The organism is Telmatobacter sp. DSM 110680 (assembly GCF_039994875.1).
Taxonomy (GTDB): Bacteria; Acidobacteriota; Terriglobia; order Terriglobales; family Acidobacteriaceae; genus Telmatobacter.
On sequence record NZ_CP121196.1, the window covers coordinates 2,285,678 to 2,306,706 of the forward strand.

The following is a 21,029-nucleotide window of genomic DNA, read 5'->3' on the forward strand; positions in this document are numbered from 1 at the left end:
CGCCTGCAATGATCTTTGGCTACATGTCCTAAGCTAAAGGTATGGTGGATTATCCTGCGGATTCTGTTCCGGATGCAAAACCCTCTTCGATGCTGGTGCGCGATGCGGCCAAAGCAGCGGACACGTTTTTTGATGTTCTGGTGATCGGCGCTGGGCCGACGGGGCTGGCGTGCGCCATCGAAGTACAGAAGGCCGGCTTCACGGTAGCGTTGGTGGACAAGGGATGCATCTGCAATTCTCTGTTTCACTATCCATCGCACATGACGTTCTTCACTACGCCTGAATTGCTGGAGATTGGCGGGATTCCGTTTCCCAGTCCGAATCCGAAGCCGACTCGCAATGAGGCGCTGCAGTATTACCGTCTGGTGGCCGCTCATTACAAGCTGGACGTGCGGCAATATGAACGCGTGGAGCGTGTGATGGGCGAGGACGGTGAATTCACGGTGCGGACGGAGGATCGCTTTGGGCGGACTGGCGCGTTGCGGGCGCGGAAGTTGATCGTCTCAACGGGGTACTACGACCTGCCGAATCTGATGTGCATTCCGGGTGAGTCTCTGAGCAAGGTTTTTCATTATTACAACGATCCGCATCCGTATTTCGATATGGATGTGGTGGTGATTGGCGGAAAGAATTCCTCCGCGATTGCGGCGCTGGAATTGTGGCGTAGCGGAGCTCGGGTAACGCTGGTGCATCGGCATGAAGGGATGCATCGGCATGTGAAGTACTGGATCAAGCCCGACATTGAGAATCGCATCAAGAACGGCGAGATTGAAGCGTACTTCAATACCGACGTAGTTGAGATCACGCAGGACGCGGTGGTGCTGAAGACCCGCGAGGGACTCAAGAGTATCAAGAATGATTTTGTCTTTGCCATGACGGGGTATCATCCCGACTTCAATTTTCTTGAGAGCATGGGGGTCCGTTTTGTGGGTCCGGACAGATTGCCGGTTTGCAATGCGGAGACGCTGGAGAGCAATGTGCCGGGGATATTTCTGGCAGGTGTGATCGTGGCAGGATCACGGACGAATGAGATCTTTATTGAAAACGGGAGGTTCCACGGCGGCCAGATTGCTCAAGCTTTATTGGGTAAATAGGTTGCTGCGGTTGAGGAACTAATGTACCCGCGGGCGTAACCACAATCCGGGTGACTTCCGTTAAACTTGGTAACAACAGTTTTCCCCAAGTTTGAGGTCTATCTGATGCGCTGGTGGCCACGGACCGTCCGATGGCAGCTGATTCTATGGCTGATGCTGCTCGAGGTCTTATCTGTCGCTCTGTTTGCAATTGTCCTCGTGAAGATCGAGGGACAAGAGATACGCAAGCGCGCGCTGGAGCGGCTGACGCACCAGGCAACGTCGGTGGCTCTGCAGGCGGAAGAGGCCTATCGGCAACAGCACCCTGAACTTGTGCTTGCTTCCTTGCGCATGATGGGCGAAGCGCCCAGCGTGGCGGGTGCCAAGATTACGGATGCGGCCGGCAACATTCTTTTCGTCAGCGGAATAGAGCGGCCCGAATCTGCACTGGAGCCTGCAGAGAAGGCGCAGATAGCCCAGGTAATCAAGCACGAGCCTCTGGTTTTCTCGTTCGGCAAGAATCGCTTTGAAGGTGTGAAAGCGATTTACGTGGGTGACGCTCTTCGCGGCTACGCGTGGGTTGAGACGGATCGATCCTGGGACAACGAAATACTCGACACGGTCTTGCGCAGTTCGTTTTCGTTCGGTCTTATCTGGATCGGCGCTTCGGCGCTGCTGGTGCTGCTATTGTCGCGTTCCATTTCCAGGCCATTGGGAGTATTGCAGGGGGGAACCCGGGCGCTGATGGAGGGACCTGCGACAAGGGCGCAGTTTCCGCTGCCTGTGAAGGTGGATAACGAGTTTGGAGATTTAATCCAGGCCTTCAACCGGATGGTAGCTTCGCTCGAGGAACAACGTTCTGGCTTGAACGATACGCTTTCGCTTCTGGATTCGATGCTGGCCAACGCGCCGATCGGACTGGTGTTCTTTGATCGGCAATCGCGGATTGTGCGGGTGAACGAAGTTTTCGCGAAGATGACAGGGGTGGCGCTGAGCCGGCATCTGGGGCGCATGTTGCCGGAACTGTTGCCGGAGCCGACTGCCAAGCGGCTGGAGGATGCTGTACGCCACGTGCTTGAGACGGAAGCGACAGTGCATGATCTCGAGGTTACAGGACAACGCAACGATGGAGGCGGAACCTGGACGTGGCTGATGACCGCCTACCCGGTTCGACCGAGCGCCGAAAAGGTTCGCTGGGTAGGCGCGATTGTGACGGATGTGAGCGAAAGAAAGCGAAGCGAAGATGCGTTGCGCCGCACTGAGAAGCTGGCCGCGACGGGACGCCTTGCCGCTTCGATCGCGCATGAGATCAACAATCCCCTGGAAGCGATTACGAACTTGTTGTACCTGCTGCGCAGATTCTGCAAGCTGGATGAAAGCGCATTGAATTACGTCACGATTGCGGAGCGGGAAGTGCATCGCATGTCGGAGATCACGCAACAGACGCTGCGTTTTTACCGGCAATCGACGCTTCCGGCACGCGCGAGCATGGAGGAGTTGCTGGACTCGGTTCTGGATATGTACATCGCGAGGCTGGCTACGCTGGGCGTGAGTCTGGATCGGCGCTATGATCCGAACCTCGATCTCTTTTGTTTTGCGGGCGAGCTCCGCCAGGTGTTTTCAAACTTTGTGAGCAACGCGATGGATGCAATGGCAGGCGGCGGCAGGCTAATTGTGAGCGCCCGACGTTCGCGGGACTGGGTGCATCCTGAGCGCGAAGGAGTGCGCTTCACGATTGCCGACACCGGTAGCGGCATGGCGCCGGAAGTGCGCGCGCACCTTTTTGAGGCATTCTTTACGACCAAGGGGGCGACAGGGACGGGCCTTGGACTATGGGTGAGTCACGAGATCATCCTGAAGCATCATGGAATCATTGCGGTGCGCAGTAGAGCTGGCAACTCCTCGGGGACGGTATTCCACATCTTCTTTCCCGACAACGAGGTGCTGACGAGCGGGGCGCAACTGGTTGAAGGGGCTACTTCCGAAGCTTAAAATGCCGGGAATCAGCCACTCCCGGCAGGGGATTTCGATGAGTTCCGTTACCATCGAGCGGAACTTTTGCCTTGGGCTGGGGTTAGTAACGATGACGGGAGTGTCTAAAAACCGTCAAACTTAGCAACGGCATCAAAACGTCGCAGGCACGCATGCGGGAGATTAAAACCATGAACAAGCCTTTGATATTAAGGATATTTTCCTCGGTTGGAGTGATTGCTTTGGCGGGCGCGATGGCGCTGGCCCAGGACGCCGCACCGTCCAGCGCGCCGCGCAGCGATGGACAGATCGAGATGGACGTAGTGCACGCACTGGATGGATCGCAGGCACTGAAGAACGATCTGATCACGGCGGCTACGATTCAAAGCGAGGTGACTCTCTCGGGGACGGTGTCGAGTGACTCCTCGAAACAACTGGCCGAGTCGATCGCGAAGACAGTTCCTGGCGTGAGCAAGGTCCACAATAATCTGAAGGTCGGAAATCCCGCGGATGACGCCAACGCACAGGGTGCTCCAGCGAACGACCCGAGCAACGGCATGGCGGACGCCCAGGCGGCACCTCCGCAGGACAACGGGCAGAATCCCAATTACAACCAGAATCCGGGCCCTGATCAGGGTGCGCCGAGCATCAATCAGGCTCCGCCGCCGAACTGGGGCGATCAGAATCAGCAACAGCAGCCCGCTTACGGGCAACAGCAGCCTCCGGCTTACGGACAGAATCAGCCGGGATATGGGCAGCAGGCGCCGCCTCCTCCAGGGTACGGACAGGCTGGGCCGCCTCCGGGATATGGGCAGCAGGCACCCCCTCCGGGATATGGACAGCGTCCTGACTATGCGCAGGCTCCGCCTCCGCCGCGTTATTCATTGCCGCGGGGACCGGTCACCATTCCGCAGGGAACTTTGATCCAGGTGCGGACGAATGAACCGGTGAACAGCAAGCGCGCCAAGGATGGCGAGCCGATCCAGTTCACGGTGATTCAGGATGTAACGTTCGGTGGGGTGCTGGCGATTCCGCGTGGTGCGACGGTGCACGGCGTTATTGCTGAAGTCAAGCGCTCTGAAAAAGGTTCGCTGACCGGCAGCAACGAACTGGCGCTGGAACTGACGTCGCTGGATCTGATGGGGCAGAGCTATCCGCTGCAGTCCGACATGTTCAAGGTCAAGGGACCGGGCAAGGGCGGTCGCTCTGCTGGCAACGTTGTGGGTGGAGCGCTGATCGGCGCGATTATTGGCGGCGCGATTGGCGGAGGAGAGGGAGCAGCGGTGGGCGCAGTGGCCGGTGGTGGCACAGGGGCAGCGGCATCGGCAGCTTCTTCGGGTCCAGGAGTATGGATTCCGGCAGAGGCGCTGGTGAGCTTCCATCTGGCGACTCCGATTACGGTCGAGCCAGTGTCGCAGCAGGAGGCGATGCGGTTGGCGCAGGGTTTGAATCCCGGCGGACCGAACCTCTATCGTCGCGGGCCGTACGCATATCCTTACCGGCCTTACCCATATGCTCCGGTGTATTACAGGCCGTATTACTTCACGGGCGGGTACTACTACTGGCGGTAAGGCTTTGCATGACGCCCGTGAGACGGACGGGATTTTGTAAGACACTGGGCGAAGTTTGTAAGACAAGAGCTGAAAATGTAAGACGACGGGCACCCTTGGTTTGGGGTGCCCGTTTTGCGTTGTGAGGGAAGATGCCGACTTTCGTGAAATTGTTAGACGTCATGGCTTTTAGAGAAGCGTTGGCATTCCCGCTGTGAGATAGAACGCTACAGAGGGCAGCTTCGCCAAATCAGTTGTAGATTTCCCGGGCATTTGCGCCGACTGAGTAACTATTCTTTACGCTTCTCTGGCTTGGGCACGAAGTATCCGCGTCGCGCCTGAACTTTCATCCCTTTTCGATCGAGCTTCACTTCCAGGCGATGGTACCGGCCGTTTGCCCTCACGCTGTTTAGAGGAAGCTCGAGCATATAGACGACTTCTGGCGCTTTAGTGATTGCCTTGAATCCTGCATTCAGGTCGTTGTTGCTGTTAAAGAAAGTGCCGCCGGTTCCATCGGTGAGTTCTCCCATAGAATCTTCGGCCAGCTTCATCGAGGCGCGACGATAATCAGAAATTTGCGTCGGATTTCTTTGCCGCGTGTCGTCGCCGGCCGTCATCGAGGCAGTGTATAGTCCGCGCGCATCAATCGCGTTGACGATCACGTTCGACTGCTCAGCGAAATCGATCACTTGAGATTCTGCGAACCGCGCCTCTTGCTCAACGGGAAGAAGGCCATCGGAAACCAGCACCAGGGTGCGCTGTCCCGGCAGCGTTGCCATTCTGCGCACGATCTCTCTAATGGTTGCGTAGGTAGACAGAATATCTTGCTTGCCGAGGTTCAATGTACGCATAGCAGCCGAATCAGCGAGTCTCTCTGCGAGGCCTTCAGGAGTTTTGGGGTTGCAAACAATCATGATCTGGTCGATGACGTCTTTGAGCGCCGCAGGGTCGCGCTTGTTTTCGATGAGATCCGCCTGGTAGTAATCGATTTTTGGACAGTCGCCTTTGTCGGTTCGGTAGATGCCCTGTGGCCTCAAACTCATAATTGCATCCTGAAGCTTCACGCGATCACGCGTCAGGCCGCTATTGATCTTCCCAGAGATGGAGACTACGGCAGCGATGTCCGAGCCCTGAATCGTCCCATCCAAGGCATTCGAAGCGGCCTTCTGCACGTAGTTCATGTCATCGTAGGTCAGGTGCATATCGTCGAAGAGAAACACGGTGACACGCTCTGGCAAGACGGACGATTGGGACGCCGCATTACCCTGTGTCGGCGCTTGCTGATTGGGCTCGGCGATCCTGCTCTCGCTTTTCGCAGGAGCACGCTCCTCCACGGTGAATGCAGAGATTGATCGCGGCTTGCCTTCATCGAATACCTGGAAGTCCTCTTCCTTCAGGTCTGAGACGGTGCGGCCCTCTTTGTCGCGCACAACGACGGGCACCAGGATCCGGTTGACGTTTATTTCGATCGAAGGCGCGCTATATTGTGTTTCGACTTTCGAAGGCGGTGACACGAGTGTCGTCGAAGAAGGCTGAGGTTGACTGGTTGTGCTCGTCGCTGTAGAGAGCGCGGCAGCTGCTGGTACCGCGGTGGGCCGCTGATCGGACAGTGAGTCGCTCGCTTTACCTGACGCGTTGGCTGCAGGCCTCTCCGCTTTTCCCGCCGGCGTGGTCGCAGGAGCATTTGACGGCAGATTCGTGGATGGGGCTGCAGCGTGCTCCGGAACTGGGGTAAAACCCGACGTTTCTGAATTCGATGCCTGTCCGGCGACAGGCCAAGTCTGGTCATTGAGCTCGCTCGCCGGAGACGGTGTCAGCGGCAATGTCGATGCAGTGGACTGCTCATCAAGGATCCGCGAAGTAGAAGCAAACATGTGATAGTCGGAAAACAGATTTTCGTTCAACCACTCAGTCGCGGTACCCTTCAAAGTTGCGTTGACCGTGGCCGGGGCAGAGGAGAGCGCCAGACTTCGCATCGGGCAAATCACCGTTCTGTCTGCAATGGGAACCGGGCCGTAGTCCACGAGAATCGCGCCACGTTCAATGGTCGAATTTCCCTTCAGATCAGCGACCAGCGTCACGCGAAGAATTGTCCCCGAAGCTGGATCGATCCATAGAGATCCTTGATAGGCTGGTTTGCTGCGAACCATAGCGGTCCGGACCATTGCCGTCGTACCCCCAGCTCGAGCCCACCGATTTGAACCAGCGTTGGGTTCAATCTCTTCAACGGGAGTATCGATCTCGTAGTGCGACGCTGCCTTGGGAACCTGATAGTGAAACACTGCCAACACGCCTGAAGCGGTCTGTTCCCAATTACTCCATCTCATTTCTCCTTCACCGGAATCACTCAGAATGATCAGGAGTGTGGAACCGAACTCTCCCCAGGTGATGAGTCCGCCTCGTGCAGGCGATGATGCGGCACCGGTACCCGTCGTTTCGGTGCGCGTCGATGGATTCTCCTTCTCGTTCCGAACGGAAACCTCTTCCTTCGAAGATCCAATCAAGTGGAGCCCGATTCGCTGCAGGTACCCTCCTTTCGTCACTTCCTGAGGGCTGTCGTCGAAGCTGAAGGTGGTTCGCGTAGCGAGCAGGTTAGGCAGATGCGGCAATGTCTCGACCGCGAATCTCTTTGCCGCTTCCAGTAAATGCTGTTGCGCGACCGCGTCGGGTGGTGGCGTAGTCGGCAATTCGCTCGCTGGGGGATCAAGAAAAGCTGACCTGTCTGCCAACAAGAGCAAAGCGATTGCCGGCTGTGAGCTGGCCGCGAATTGCTTATTCAAGCGGCCCAGCGCTATATCGGTAAGTCGCTCCGACAGGTCTACGTCGCCGATCCTTCGCGCGATCTCAATATCCGACTTGTGCGCGGCTCTGGCCGTCACGAGCATTTGATCGAGTTGCGCAACAGTCATTCGCTTTGCTGCCCATGAGGGAAGTGTCATCATGGCCAGAAACATCGAAATCAAGATCCACCGCACGCCGCAACTCCGTTTCGCCAGACACCGCTCGTGAGTAAACGAAATCTGCAATTGAAGAAGCATACCCCTAATCTCATCGAGGCTGCCGTTCGGCCGACTCCGGAATGCGGTTCCTTGGCGAGGAACGTCTGCTCCGGCGATATAGTTTGAGACGGTCGACTTGTCACGAAGTTGCTCAAGGATTTGGATCGCAGCCACAGAGTATTGCGGCGAGCACAAGTGGAGGTCGACCGCCTATCCGGCATTCAGTAGCTACGCGGATACATTGAATGACTTTCTGATTAATACGTCTCTCTGTCTCCGCGTTGTTTCGCTCCTAGTGCTGGACGGGCTTCGCTGTCGACTTCGCAGGCGTGTGGGTGGTTGCGGGTGCGTGCGCTGGCGGTGGGGCGGTGGGAACAATCGTTGCCAGCTTGATTTTGTCGAGGTCGGGGAAGTGAGCCTTGAGGTAGGCATCGCCTTGTTCGGTGATTAAATCCTGGCGGGGGGATTCTCCGTAGTTCGCGTACAGTTTGTCGACGGCGGCCATGCCTTCGACGACGGTGCCGAAGGGAGCGAAGCCCATGCCGTCGAGACGGGCGTTGTCGGCGTAGTTGATGAAGAATTGGCGGGTGCGCGTGTTGGGACCGGCGGTGGCGAAGACGATGGTTCCGCGCTTGTTGCTCTGCACGACAGGATCGTCGGCTATTTTTGCGGTGTCCCAGACCTTGTTGATGGCGGGGTTGGCGCTAAGTCCGAACTGGGCAACGAAGCCGGGAATGACGCGGAAAAAGGCCGCATTAGTGAAGTAGCCGGCGCGAACGAGGTTGTAAAAGCGATCTGCGCCGAGGGGCGCCCAGTCGCGATGGACTTCGACAACGAAGTCACCAGCAGTGGTGGCGAACTTCGCCTTGAAGACAGAGGGGGCCTTGAGCTTGAGCGATTCCGGTTTCAGCAGGGACGGGCGCTGGCTGGCAGTGGTGCTGTGGGATGCGCCAAGTTTTGCAGCCGGACTTTTTGCGGAAGCGCTTTTGGGAGCGGGAGCCTGGGCGTGGATCAGAATGCCTGCACACAAGACGATGACTGTCGCAATTGCTTTCATGAAAACTGATTGTACGAAACGCAGGGCTGGTGGTGGCGGGATGGACCAAGTCTTGAACTATTAACACCGCTACGAGTTAGGGGAAAAGCCTGGCTTCGGTGGATATTTGCTGCTGACGCTTCCTGTTACTCGGAGCGCAGGGCCACGACGGGGTCGATCCTGGTGGCGCGCCGGGCAGGGATGTAGCACGCAAATACGGCGACGACCGTGAGCACGATGGCTACACCGGCGAAGGTGAAGGGATCGTGCGCCGATATTCCGTAGAGTTGATTGCCGATGAGGCGCGTGAGGATGAGTGCTGCTGCGATTCCGATGAATATGCCGAGGAGGACTGTGCGTGTACCCTGACCGACGACGAGGCGCAGGACGTCGGCGCGTTGAGCGCCGAGGGCCATACGTACTCCAATTTCGCGGGTGCGTTCGCCGACCAGGTAGGATGTGACGGCGAAGATTCCGACACAGGACATGGCCAGAGCGAGAACGGCAAACCCGGCGAGCAGAATCATGGAGAGTCTGCGAGGAGCAAGTGAGTTGGAGAGCACTTCGTTCATGGTCTGGACGGAGTAGATGACGGCTCCCGGATCGAGTTCTGAGACGGCGCGACGCACCGGGACCATGACTGCGGATGGATCATCGTGGGTGCGAATAACAACGGCGACGCCGTTGGCGACGAGGGCCATCAGTTTGGGCGGAAGCTGCATGAAGGGGTAGTAGAACTCGGCCTGGACAGGAGAACGCGCGTCATTGCCGGGTCCCCACTGTTTGACGTGCCCTACGACGCCGACGATCTCGGCTTCGACATCGAACTCCGCGATATGGATGTGCTGGCCGACAGGATTTTGATTTGGGAAGTAGGTTCGCGCAAAGACATCGTCGATGTCGACGACTACAGGCGCATTCTCATCGTCGTGGGGGGAGACAAAGCGGCCTCGCTCCAGGTTGATGCCCATCGCGTGATGGAATCCCGATTCGACCAGATAGAACATGGCCTGGGGCATGTCATTATCATTGGCCGGTTTAGGCTGTCCGTCGATCCAGAAAGGCAGTTCGGAGTCGTGGATTATGGGACGCGAGCCGAGGGTTACGGAGACGGCCTCGACGCCGGGAATAGCGCTGATGGCGGAATCGAAATGGCGTAGACGCGCGCGCGTTTCAGCCGAGGTGGTTTTGGCGGTCGTGGGTAAAGACAGAGAGAAGGTAATGGCATGGTCGGGAATGTAGCCGGGGTTCACGCGCCACAGTGCGGCGAGCGAGCGCAACATGAGCCCGGCGCCGATGAGAAGAACCAGCGCCATCGAAACTTCGACGACAACCATTACGCCTTGCAGGCGATGGCGTGCACCGCCTGCACCCTGGGTGCTTTGGCGCAGCATCTGTTGCAGGTTCTTTCGTGAGGATTTGAGTGCGGGAAGAAGACCGAAGAGGATGCCGCACAGGAGCGAGATCGAGAACGTGAATATGAGAACGCGCGTGTCGAGAGAGATTTCAGTTGTGCGAGGCAGAGCGGCCGGCAAGAGGGTAACGACAGTATGAGTGCCGATAAGGGCGAGAAGCAATCCGAATGTTCCGCCGATGGCAGAGAGAAGAATGCTTTCAGTAAGAAGTTGTCGGATCACGCGTACGCGGCTGGCACCGAGAGCGGCGCGCAGGGCGAATTCGCCTGATCTGCGGGTAGCGCGAGCGAGCAGCAGACTGGCAACATTGGCACACGCAATGAGCAGAACGAAGCCGACCGCTCCGAGAAGAACGAGAAGCAGCGGTTGCACGTCGCCGACGATGTCGTCTTTCATGGTGAAGAGGGAGATGCCAACGTCCTTATCAGCTTCGGGGTAGTTGATGGCGAGCGTGTGGGCGATGCCGTCCATATCGGATCTGGCTTGCACGAGGGTGACGCCCGGCTTGAGTCGGCCAACGGCGTGGGCGCTCATATCCACCCGGCGATCGAGGAAAGACGGATCAGTCCATTGACCGATGGGAGTGAAGACGTCGCGGTCAATGCCGTAGAACGCGAACCCGGGCGGGAGCACGCCGATGATCGCGTAGGTGGTGCCGTTAAGCTCGATCGATTGGCCAACGACGCTTGTTGACGCTGCGAAGCGCCGGTTCCACAGACCTGCGCTGACCAAGACAACGGGCGACGCGCCGGGATGATCGTAGTCGCGATTAAAGGTTCGGCCAAGTATGGGCTGCAGGCCGAGGGTGGCGAAAAATCCTGCGGAGACCATCAGGCCATTGATGCGTTCAGGTTTGGCCGTGCCGGTTAGGTTGTAGTCCTCGTGGCGATAGATGGCCATGGAGGAGAAGGTCTGGTTGGCGCGCTCCCAATCGAGAAAATTCGGGTAGCTGATGGGCGACCGATTCATCCCGGCGTTTTTCTCGTGGATGGCGACGAGTTGAGAGGATTGGGGATATGGAAGTGGGTTGAGAAGCACGCCGTTGACGACGGAGAACAGCGTAGTGTTGGCGCCGATGCCGAGTGAAAGAGTAAGAATGGCGATCGCCGAGAATCCGCGGGACTTAAGGAGCATGCGGAGGGAGTAACGGATGTCCTGCAGCAGGACGGACATGGCAGACCTCGCGACGTATCCCGAATCGTAACTTGGTTTCAGGAAGAGTGAACAGTGGAAAGTGAACATTGGTCAGTGGATAGGGACAAGCAGGTTTTGGAGAGATATGAGGTGGTCGGGCAAACGGCAATGCGGCTAGGCGGAGCCGGGGTCGTTTATAATGAGATGGCATTGGAACGTGCGAGAATTGCGCTTTTTTGAGAGAAATATGCCCCCGGAATGCTGGCGTTTGGTCGGCGAGGCGGCGAGGCTCTCACAGCATGCGCGTAGAGAGTAGAAGGCTTAAACCCACCCATGATTCGTTTTCTTCAGCAAGACAATCGCGTCGTTAAGGCACTTTTTGTTGTGATCATCGCCGCCGCGTCGGTTTCGATGGTTGTTTACCTGATTCCAGGGTTGACTGGCCAGGGCGCAGTTTCGGCGGGCACGTATGCCGTGGTGTACCCGAACTGGTACAGCAAGTTTTTCTCCAGCGGCGAAGCCATCAGCCAGGAAAAAGTTTCGATGCAGGCGCGGCAGCAACTGCAGCAGCGGAATCCGCAATATGCATCGAATCCGATGATTGTCAGCCTGTTTGAACAGCAGGTTGGCCAGCAGATGGTGCAGCAGCAGATTTTGCTGGCGGAAGCGGCCAAGCTGGGGATTTCGGCAAACAGTGATGACGTAAAGCAGTTTCTGCATGAGGGACAGGCGGGGCAGGTGCTGTTTCCGAACGGCAAGTTTATCGGGCAGGAGCAGTATGCCGCGATGATCGCGAGCCGCTTCGACATGTCGGTGGATGACTTTGAAGAGAGCGTTCGGCACGACATTACGATTCAGCGGTTGCGGGCGTATGTGACGGCCGGGTTGACGGTGAGCCCGAAGGAAGCGCGCGATCAGTATCTGAAGAACGGAACGAAGATCAAGTTCGAATACGCAGTGATTTCTACCGATGACATCCGCAAGTCGATCAACCCGAGCGACGCGGACCTTGAGGCATTCTTCAAGAAGAACGCAAGCCGATACGCGAATGCTGTTCCTGAAGAGCGGACTATCAGCTACTTCGCATTTACGCCGAACGATGTTCCAGGCGGAGTGCAGCAGCCGACGCAGCAGGAGATCGAGGCCTACTACAACGCGCACAAGGCGGAGTATTCGGTTCCGGAGCAAGCCAAGTCGCGGCACATTTTGATCCAGGTGGCGCAGGGTGCGGATGCTAAGACAGACGCGGCCGCGAAGGCAAAAGCTGAGGGGATTCTGAAGCAGATCCAGAGCGGTGGAAACTTTGCCGACCTGGCAAAGAAGAACTCGGACGATCCGGGCAGCAAGGATTCAGGCGGCGAACTTGGATTTGCGCAACGCGGCCACATGGTGCCTGAGTTTGACAATGCGATCTTCACACAGAAGATTGGCGACACGAAGATCGTGAAGACGCAGTACGGCTATCACATCGTGCAGGTGGAAGAGCGGAATGCGGCGCATGCACAGTCTTTGAGCGAGGTGCTGCCCACAATTCAGGCGACGCTTATCCGGCAGAAGTCTACTGCCGCGCAGGATGCGTATGCAAAGGCGCTGACGTCGGAGGCGATCAAGAACGGACTGGATAAGACAGCGGCTGCTCATCATCTGCAGGTGGTGACTACGCCACCGGTGAATGGTTCGGGTGTGATTCCTGCGTTGCCGGATGGTTCGCAATTGATCTCGCGTGCATTTGCGGCGAAGCCGACCGATCCGCCACAGAGCGCGCCTACGGGGGAAGGCTTTGCGGTGTTCCAGGTGAAGAGCGTGATTCCAGCGCATGCGCCTGCGTTTGCGGATTGGAAGAGCCATGTTGCCGATGACTATCGCAACGAGCAGGTTCCGGCCTTGATGTCGCAAAAGACCGCGGAACTGGCGGCCAAAGCCAAGGCCGAGAATGATCTTGCCAAGGCTGCCAAAGAAGTGGGCGCGAGCATGAAGACCAGCGATCTCGTAGACCAGACCGGGCAGGTTCCGGAACTGGGCGCGGTGGGGCAGGTGGCTCCGCAGTTATTCCAGATGACTCCGGGCACGATTACCGGGCCGATCAATGCGGGACGTACGGGAGTTGTGGCGAAACTGGTGGATAAGCAGCAGCCGAGCGACTCCGATATTGCGAAGAATCTCGACCAGACGCGCGACCAGATTCTCGAACAGAAGCGGCAGGAAGCGTTCGAGATTTTTGCCAACAGCATTATCACCGATTACAAGAAGAACAACCGGGTACGGATCAACGCGAAGACGCAGAGCCCACTGGCCGGCGAATAGCTCATCGAGATCCCTGGGGGGAGAAGGCCCGCTTCTGATGTTAGGAGCGGGCCTTGGTGTTTGTGACGGAAGTGCGGGGGCTGCGCACGCATCCATATATACAGCGGAGATAATAGGCTCATGGAGTTTCAGCGCTCGTCCGGCGTTTTATTGCATATCAGCTCTTTGCCCTCCTACGGAGGGATTGGGGACCTTGGTCCTGCGGCTTATGAATTTGTAGAGTTTCTGGCTGCGGCGAAACAGCATGTGTGGCAGGTGCTGCCGCTTTGTCCGACGGGTTATGGAAATTCGCCGTATGCAGGATCGTCGGCTTTCGCGGGAAATCCGTTTCTGATCAGCCTGGAATACCTGGTGGATTGGGGATGGATCAGCGGAGAGCGGATTGCAGGCCTGATGGGTCGCGGCGGCAATGTGGATTTCGGGCAGGTCGAGCAGCGGAAGCTTCCATTGCTATATGAGGCGGCTGGAAATTTTCTCGATCGTGGTCCGCTTGAAACAGAGCTGGCGGGGCAGTGGCAGCGGTTCCAGGAATTTTGCAGCGCCGAGTCAGGGTGGTTGACGGATTACGCGATGTACGCGGAGCTGCGGCGGCGGTTCAATACGGGCGCATGGACGCAATGGCCGGAGACGATCCGGCGTCGCGAACCGAAGGCGCTGGCGCAGGTGGCAGCTGATTCCGGTCGGATGCTGGCGCTGGAGCAGGTTCTGCAGTTTGCATTTGCGGTGCAGTGGAACAATCTGCGGGCGGCGGCAGCGCAGCACTCGATCCGCATACTTGGCGACGTGGCAATTTTCGTGAACTTCGATTCGGCGGATGTGTGGACGCATCCGGACATTTTTGAGCTTGATGCTGATCTGAAGCCGATTCACATTGCCGGGGTGCCCCCGGATTATTTTTCACCGACGGGGCAGCGATGGGGAAATCCGCTCTATCGGTGGGATGTGCTGCGTGCGCGCGGATTTGACTGGTGGATCGATCGGATTCGCCGTTCGCGCGATTTGTACGACATGGTGCGCCTGGATCATTTCCGCGGCTTCGCGGCGTACTGGGCGATTCCAGCGGATGAGGCGACGGCTATTAACGGAGCGTGGGTGAAGGCTCCGGGGCTGGAATTATTCCGCGCGTTGGAGGTAGCTCTGGGGCCGTTGCCGCTAGTAGCGGAAGACCTCGGCTTGATTACACCCGACGTTGAAGCGTTGCGGCTGGAATTGACGATGCCGGGGATGCGCGTGTTGCAGTTTGGATTTGGAGACAAGGGATCGCACATGCATCTGCCGCACCAATGCGTGCCCGGAATGGTTGCATACACCGGGACTCACGACAACGACACCACGGTTGGCTGGTGGGCAAATCTGGGTCCAGAGCCACGGGCCGCGGTGGAGGCGCTGATTGGTCCCGTGAATGATCGGCCGACCTGGCCGCTGATTAGGGCAGCCGAGGGAAGCGTGGCTGAGATCGCGATTGTTCCGGTGCAAGACCTGCTGGAGTTTGGCTCGGAAGCGCGCATGAATACTCCAGCTGTGCCACAGGGAAACTGGAGTTGGCGCGTGCCAGAAGGCAGTTGGACAGCGGAGCTGGCAGGGCGAGTGGCGGCGATTGTCGATATCACCGATCGCGATAACGATCCGTTGAAGGTTGTGGAGACTGATCTGATAACAGCGGTCGTTTAAGTCGCGTGACGGGCACGGTGTCGGTTGAACGCGTGACCTTGTTATCCTTACCCCACATGGAAACAGCGGCGATTCAGACCCACGGGCTCACGCGATGCTTTGGCGCGCTGACCGCGGTGCAGGATGTGACGTTCACGGTGGCAACCGGGCAGTTCTTCGGATTTCTGGGACCGAATGGGGCGGGCAAGTCCACCACCATCAAGATGCTGACGGGGCTGCTTGAGCCAACAGCGGGCACAATCGAGATTCTGGGAAAGCCATTCAGCGCAAACGCGCTAGATCTGAAGCGGCAGATTGGGGTGGTTCCGGAAGGGATGGCGCTGTTGGGGCGCCTGACTGCGCCGGAGTATCTGCGTTTTGTAGGCCGGATGTACGGGCTGGAGCGCGATACGGTGAATCGCCGTACCGAGGAGTTGCTGGAGTTTATGCAACTTGCGGACGAGCGACGGAAACTGGTTACGGATTTCTCGCATGGCATGCAGAAGAAGCTGGCGCTGGCGGCGGCGGTGATTCACGGGCCCCGCGTGCTGTTTCTGGATGAGCCGTTTGAGGGTGTGGATGCGATTGCGGCAGGGATGCTGAAGACCATGCTGCAAGGGATGATCAATCGCGGCGCAACGATTTTTTTGACGACGCATGTCCTGGAAATTGTGGAGCGGCTTTGCAGCCACGTGGCGATTATTCATCAGGGGCGGCTGGTAGCGAACGGATCGCTGGAGGAACTGCGCGCGGGAGTGGCGAGTACGCTGCCGGGCGCCGAGAGTGAGCAGCGGCTAACCCTGGAAGAGATTTTTCTTTCGATAGTCGGGGCGAGCGGGCAGGAGCAGGCACCGGAGCTTTCATGGCTGGCCTAGCGCAAGCTGAAATTACGGCAACGGGTTCAGGCGGTCCGTTTGGGCGGATGGCGCGACGGCAGTATGCGGCGCTCGTCGTGATGCGCTGGCGCATGGTCACGAACAATTTGCGCTCTGTACAGGGAGCGTTCGAGATTGGGGCGCGCGGAATTGGTCTGATCATTTACACGATCATGGGAATTGCCCTGGGCTTCGGTTTGGGAGGCGGTGCCTATTCGATCGTTAAGAGTGGACATTTGCAATTTATGCCGGCCTTGTTCTGGACGGTGTTTCTGGTTTGGCAGGTGTTGCCGATTGCGCTGGCCTCATTCCAAGAGCAATTTGATCTCAACGGGTTGCTGCGGTTTCCAGTGGGCTTTGGATCGTTCTATCTCCTGAACCTGGTCTTCGGGCTTGTGGATGTGCCGACGATCCTGGGAGGAATCTGCAGTATTGGAATTTTGACGGGCGTAACCCTGGCGCGGCCTGTGTTGTTTTTCAGAGCGACCTCAGTGCTTGCAATCTTCGCCTTATTCAACATTCTGCTGGCGCGAACAGTCTTGGCTTGGGTAGATCGATGGCTGGCGAAGCGCAGGACACGCGAGGTGGCGAGCGCAATATTTTTACTGATGATGCTGAGCTTGCAACTGCTGAATCCGGCTCTTCGGAGTGGTACTCATTTTCAAAAGCCAGACAAAGTAACGGCAAAATCGAACCAGCAGAACATCATGAAGCGAATAAATGCCTGGGCTAAGACCGCACATGCGCTGGAAGTCTGGCTTCCGCCTGGACTCGCCGCAACGGCCACCGCGGAATCGCAAGAAGGAATGTCGGAACGATCGCTGATGTCGCTCGGGGTGCTGGGGCTATATATGCTCGCTACCGGGGCGGTGCTGGGTATTCGTTTGAGCGCGGAGTTTCGTGGTGAGAGATTAAGTGAAGCGCCTGCTGCCCGGAAGAGGAATGAGAGCGACACGAAGTGGCTGCTGGACGGATCGGGGCCTGTTGCCGCGGTGATTGAAAAGGAACTGCGCACCATTCCAAGGTCGATGCCTTTGCTGTTTGCGATGGGAGCGCCGCTTCTCACGGTGCTGGTGATCAGCACGCTATTCAGGAACGGCGCGATGGGTGGACGGCCGTTTCAGTTTGCGTTTCCGTTGTGCGTTTGTTATGCGCTGCTGGGATTCACGCAGTTGATTTTTAACAACATGGGGGCTGAAGGAACGGGCATTCAGATGTTGTTTCTCTCTCCGACGCCGATCCGGACTGTGCTGCTGGCCAAAAATGTTCTGCATGGAGGGTTGTTCGCGTTGGTGGCATGTCTTGCAGCGGTTCTGGCTTCGCTTCGTCTGGGGGAACCGGATTTGACCCTGCTGACGATTACGGCTTCGTGGGTGTTGTTCGCACTGCCGACCAATCTTGCAGCGGGGAATTTGCTTTCATTGACGATGCCATATCGCGTGAATCTCGGTCGTATTTCGAGACAACGCGGATCGCAGGCAAGTGCGCTTGTAAGCATGCTGATACAGGTTTTTGTGATGGGATGCGGCGCGGCAACTCTTGCAATCTGCTCTTATTTCGACAAGAGGTGGCTGGCAGCGCCGATTCTATTGGTCCTGGCCGGGGTGTCGCTGGCCGTGTGGATGCGGGTGCTCGGCAATGCGGATTCACTGGCGAATCGCAATCGGGAAAACCTGATCGCCACACTTGCCAAAGCCGAGTAGGGACGTAACTTAAGCCCCCGATCCGAACAGCTTTTTCGATCGATCTTGATCTCGCGGCGCACCTGTTGAATTGTCCGTAGGTTGTCGCGGTTCTGAACTTCATCGTGCAATTTGGCGTATTTGTGTTCAGGTGGATTAATATTCCGCTGTTTCCAACGTCATCTCTATGAACAGTCAGAAAGGTCAGCCCGTGGCAACCGCCAGTCCAACCATGCAACCGGTGGAATCGCGACAGCGTCTTTCTGAGCTGTTTGGCCTGCATTATCGACGCGTTTTGATGGCTGCTTATCGGATTACCGGCAGCATGGCAGACGCGGAGGATGTGGCGCAGGGAGTATTTCTGCGTCTGACGACGAGCGATGAGTTCGCGGTCAGCAACGCAGCGAGTTACCTGTATCGCGCGGCCATTAACGGTGCGCTCGACCTGTTGCGGCGAAGGACGGCCGCAGCAAGCGAGCCTCTGGAACTGGCCTTGGGCGTGGCTTCGCAAGGGCTCGGCTCGCGGCCGGAGGCTGAAGTTGCAAGCAGCCAGCTGGTGCAGTATTTGCGAACGGCTTTGAGCGAACTGAGTCCGCGGGCGGCGGAGATGTTCACGCTGCGGTACGTGGAGGATCTGGACAATCGCGAGGTTGCTGCGTTGATGCACACTTCGCAGGCTGTTGTGGCGGTTACGCTGCACCAGGTGCGATCCAAGCTGAAGAAACGGCTCACAGAGATGGAGCGGGGGAAGCGATGAAAAACCAGGAAGAGATGCTGGACCAGGCAATCAAGTCGATGCGCGAGGCCGAACCTGAGGCGGGGGAGATCTCCGCTTCGGCTGAGAAAGTGGCGGGCAGGCTGGGCATTGCCTTTGCGAACGACGCAACCATTGAAAGCTGCGAAGATGTTCAGCCGCTGTTTGGCGCGTATCGCGCGGGCACGCTTTCTGAAAATCGGTCAGTACTGGTGAAGGCGCATCTGCGTGAGTGCGGTGTGTGCCTGCGGCGGTTCCACTCGGGATCGGGCGCAGTGGACTGGTCGACGCCCAAATTGATGCCGGCGCGTACGCATGCTGTACGGCCGTGGGCGATGGGTTGGGCCATGGCTGCTTCGCTGGCTCTTGCGGCAGCGGGCACGTTTATGTACAAGGCCTATTGGCAGGTCCCGCAGGGGGTGCGCGCCGAGGTGCAATCGATTGACGGCTCGGCCTCGTTGATCTCAGATTCGGGTTCTCGTGTGCTCGCGGTTGGCGCGGAGTTGAAGGAAGGCGATCAGTTACGGACATCGGGCGGATCGCATGCGGTCTTGCGACTATCTGACGGATCCACTGTGGAGTTGAACGAACGCAGCGCCGTTAGCGTGGGTGCGCGCGGACGAAACATGACACTTGATCTCGATCACGGCGCGGTGATTGTGAAGGCTGCGCATCGCACGTCGGGCCATCTCTATGTGAAGACGGACGATTGCAGTGTTGCGGTCACGGGCACGGTGTTCTCAGTAAACTCGGGGATCAAGGGATCGCGCGTGGCAGTAGCGCAAGGAGCGGTTGATGTTGCGCATGCCGGAATGCATGCGACCGTCAACGCCGGCGATGAGTTCACGACGACGCAGAATCTTGCGCCGGAGCCGGTGAGTGAGCAGTTTTCATGGAGTGCGAATCGCGATCAATATATTGAGTTGCTGGCGCAGTTGTCGACGCTGCAGCATCGCATCGAACAGATTCCGATTCCGCAGCGCTATGGCAGCGACCTGCTGGATCGCATGCCTGGCGATACGCAACTTTACGTGAGCATTCCGAATCTCGGCGATTTTGTGAGCCAGGCCAAGACGATCTTTGAGGATCAATTGAGACAGAGCCCGGTGCTGCAGCAGTGGTGGAGCAGCGGCAAGCAGGACAAGACAGCGGAACTTGATGAGCTGGTGAATAAGCTGCATGATATGAGCCAGTATCTCGGCGACGAGATGGTGATCGTAGCTCTGAAGCAACAGAAGGGCAATGGATTCGCGGTGGTTGCTGATGTGCAGCGCAGCGGTCTTTCGGATTTGTTGAAGCAGCAATTCGTGTCCGCTTCGCATGGTGCGCTGACGGTGATTGACGAGAGCGCTCTGCAAAACTCGTCCTCGGGCAAACCAGAAAACGGTGCCTATGCCCTGGTGCGAGAGAAAGAGGTTGTTTTCTCGAACAGCATCGATACGCTAAAGACCATCGATGCACAGCTCAACGCGGGGTCGAGTGGATTTGCGGGTTCGGACTTTGGCCAGCGGATTAAGTCGGCTTACAGTCGCGGCGCCGGCGTGATTCTGGCTGCCAATTTGCAAGAGATGCTTGCGGGCGCCACAAACCATGGCAATAAGAAGGGCGATGCGTTCCTGCAGCAGTCCGGTATTGCTGGCGTGCGCTACTTGATCGCTGAACATCGCGAGTCGAATGGGACGCCTCAAAATCACTTGAACTTGCAGTTCTCGGGTACGCGGCAACGGGTCGCGTCGTGGCTGGGAAGTCCCGCTCCTGTTGGATCGCTAGATTTCGTTTCGCCGAATGCTGCGCTTGCGGTGGCCGGCGTTTCCAAAGATCCGACAGCAATTGTCGATGACATGATTGCCATGATGTCGACAGACAAGAACGGGGCGGACGAATTCAACAAGGCGCAGTCTGAGCTTGGAATCGATATCCGCAACGATCTTGCAGGAAACCTGGGAGGAGAATATCTCTTCGCGCTGGATGGACCGGTGCTTCCGACGCCTTCGTGGAAGGCCGTGATCGAAGTGCGGGACTCTGGGCGCTTTGAAACGACGCTGGAACGGCTCGCACAGGCTGTCAACGGTCATCTGCAAGGCAAGGATGCGCACGGCATCACGATTGATGCGAGCCAGGCAGGTGGGCAGACTTTCCATACGGTGCATAATGCGTCGACGGGCGTTGTTCTCGCCGAGTATACCTACTCGAACGGATACATGATCATCGCTCCGACGAGGGCGCTGGTGATGGATGCGCTGCATGCGCATTCGACTGGCGATTCGCTCGGGCATTCAGCTAGCTTCAAGGCGTTGCTGCCGGTGGATCAGAATGAAAACTACTCGGCGGTGGCGTATCAGAATCTTGGGCCGGTAATAACGCCGCTGCTGTCGCACATGAGCGGCGAGTCCGCTGACGCGCTGAAGAAGCTGGCATCGGATTCGCATCCCACGGCGATCTGTGCCTGGGGCAAGGACGCGGGGATCGAGGCGGCGAGCAACAGCAACTTGTTTGGATTCGATTTCCTGACACTTGGCAGACTGCTGCACTCCGACAACAAACAAGGCGCGGTCAGCGCGGAACAAATGTAGGCCAAAGAGCGTA

12 protein-coding genes are annotated in these 21,029 nt (G+C 57.7%); 9 read left to right on the top strand and 3 right to left on the bottom strand.

Annotated features, from left to right (window positions below):
* Window positions 1-89: 89 nt before the first annotated feature.
* From P8935_RS09490 to P8935_RS09500, 3 genes are all read left to right on the top strand, one after another.
* Window positions 90-1,094 (top strand): YpdA family putative bacillithiol disulfide reductase, encoded by a 1,005-nt coding sequence (locus P8935_RS09490; protein ID WP_348265323.1) that lies wholly within the window; start codon window positions 90-92, stop codon window positions 1,092-1,094.
* Between the two features lie 105 nt (window positions 1,095-1,199).
* Window positions 1,200-3,065 carry an ATP-binding protein gene (locus P8935_RS09495; protein ID WP_348264755.1) on the top strand — a complete coding sequence of 622 codons (1,866 nt, stop codon included), beginning with the start codon at window positions 1,200-1,202 and terminating at the stop codon, window positions 3,063-3,065.
* A gap of 170 nt (window positions 3,066-3,235) precedes the next feature.
* Entirely contained in the window at window positions 3,236-4,615 is a 1,380-nt protein-coding gene (locus P8935_RS09500; RefSeq protein ID WP_348264756.1) for a BON domain-containing protein, read from the top strand.
* 269 nt (window positions 4,616-4,884) lie between these two features.
* Here the strand turns inward: P8935_RS09500 and P8935_RS09505 are convergent, their stop codons facing one another.
* The 3 genes from P8935_RS09505 to P8935_RS09515 form a co-directional block, all read right to left on the bottom strand.
* Entirely contained in the window at window positions 4,885-7,569 is a 2,685-nt protein-coding gene (locus tag P8935_RS09505; protein ID WP_348264757.1) for a VWA domain-containing protein, read from the bottom strand.
* A 316-nt stretch (window positions 7,570-7,885) separates the two neighbouring features.
* Complete coding sequence (locus P8935_RS09510; RefSeq protein WP_348264758.1) at window positions 7,886-8,650, bottom strand: peptidylprolyl isomerase; 765 nt, start codon at window positions 8,648-8,650, stop codon at window positions 7,886-7,888.
* Window positions 8,651-8,775: 125 nt separating this feature from the next.
* A complete protein-coding gene (locus P8935_RS09515) occupies window positions 8,776-11,217 on the bottom strand; it encodes an ABC transporter permease (RefSeq protein WP_348264759.1) in 2,442 nt (813 codons plus the stop codon).
* 294 nt (window positions 11,218-11,511) lie between these two features.
* On the opposite strand from P8935_RS09515, the gene P8935_RS09520 reads away from it, so the two are divergent.
* From P8935_RS09520 to P8935_RS09545, 6 genes are all read left to right on the top strand, one after another.
* On the top strand, window positions 11,512-13,482 hold the full coding sequence (locus tag P8935_RS09520; RefSeq protein ID WP_348264760.1) for a peptidyl-prolyl cis-trans isomerase: 1,971 nt from the start codon (window positions 11,512-11,514) through the stop codon (window positions 13,480-13,482).
* Window positions 13,483-13,602: 120 nt separating this feature from the next.
* Entirely contained in the window at window positions 13,603-15,153 is a 1,551-nt protein-coding gene (gene malQ, locus P8935_RS09525; RefSeq protein ID WP_348264761.1) for a 4-alpha-glucanotransferase, read from the top strand.
* 32 nt (window positions 15,154-15,185) lie between these two features.
* Window positions 15,186-16,007, top strand: a complete 822-nt coding sequence (locus P8935_RS09530; RefSeq protein WP_348264762.1) for an ABC transporter ATP-binding protein — start codon at window positions 15,186-15,188, stop codon at window positions 16,005-16,007.
* Complete coding sequence (locus P8935_RS09535; RefSeq protein ID WP_348264763.1) at window positions 15,995-17,710, top strand: hypothetical protein; 1,716 nt, start codon at window positions 15,995-15,997, stop codon at window positions 17,708-17,710. The genes P8935_RS09530 and P8935_RS09535 overlap by 13 nt, the downstream gene beginning before the upstream one ends.
* 190 nt (window positions 17,711-17,900) lie before the next feature.
* Window positions 17,901-18,446: an RNA polymerase sigma factor gene (locus tag P8935_RS09540; RefSeq protein WP_348264764.1), complete on the top strand. Its 546-nt coding sequence runs from the start codon at window positions 17,901-17,903 to the stop codon at window positions 18,444-18,446.
* Window positions 18,443-21,016 carry a FecR domain-containing protein gene (locus tag P8935_RS09545; protein WP_348264765.1) on the top strand — a complete coding sequence of 858 codons (2,574 nt, stop codon included), beginning with the start codon at window positions 18,443-18,445 and terminating at the stop codon, window positions 21,014-21,016. Before P8935_RS09540 ends, P8935_RS09545 begins: the two co-directional genes overlap by 4 nt.
* The last annotated feature ends 13 nt before the right edge of the window (window positions 21,017-21,029 follow it).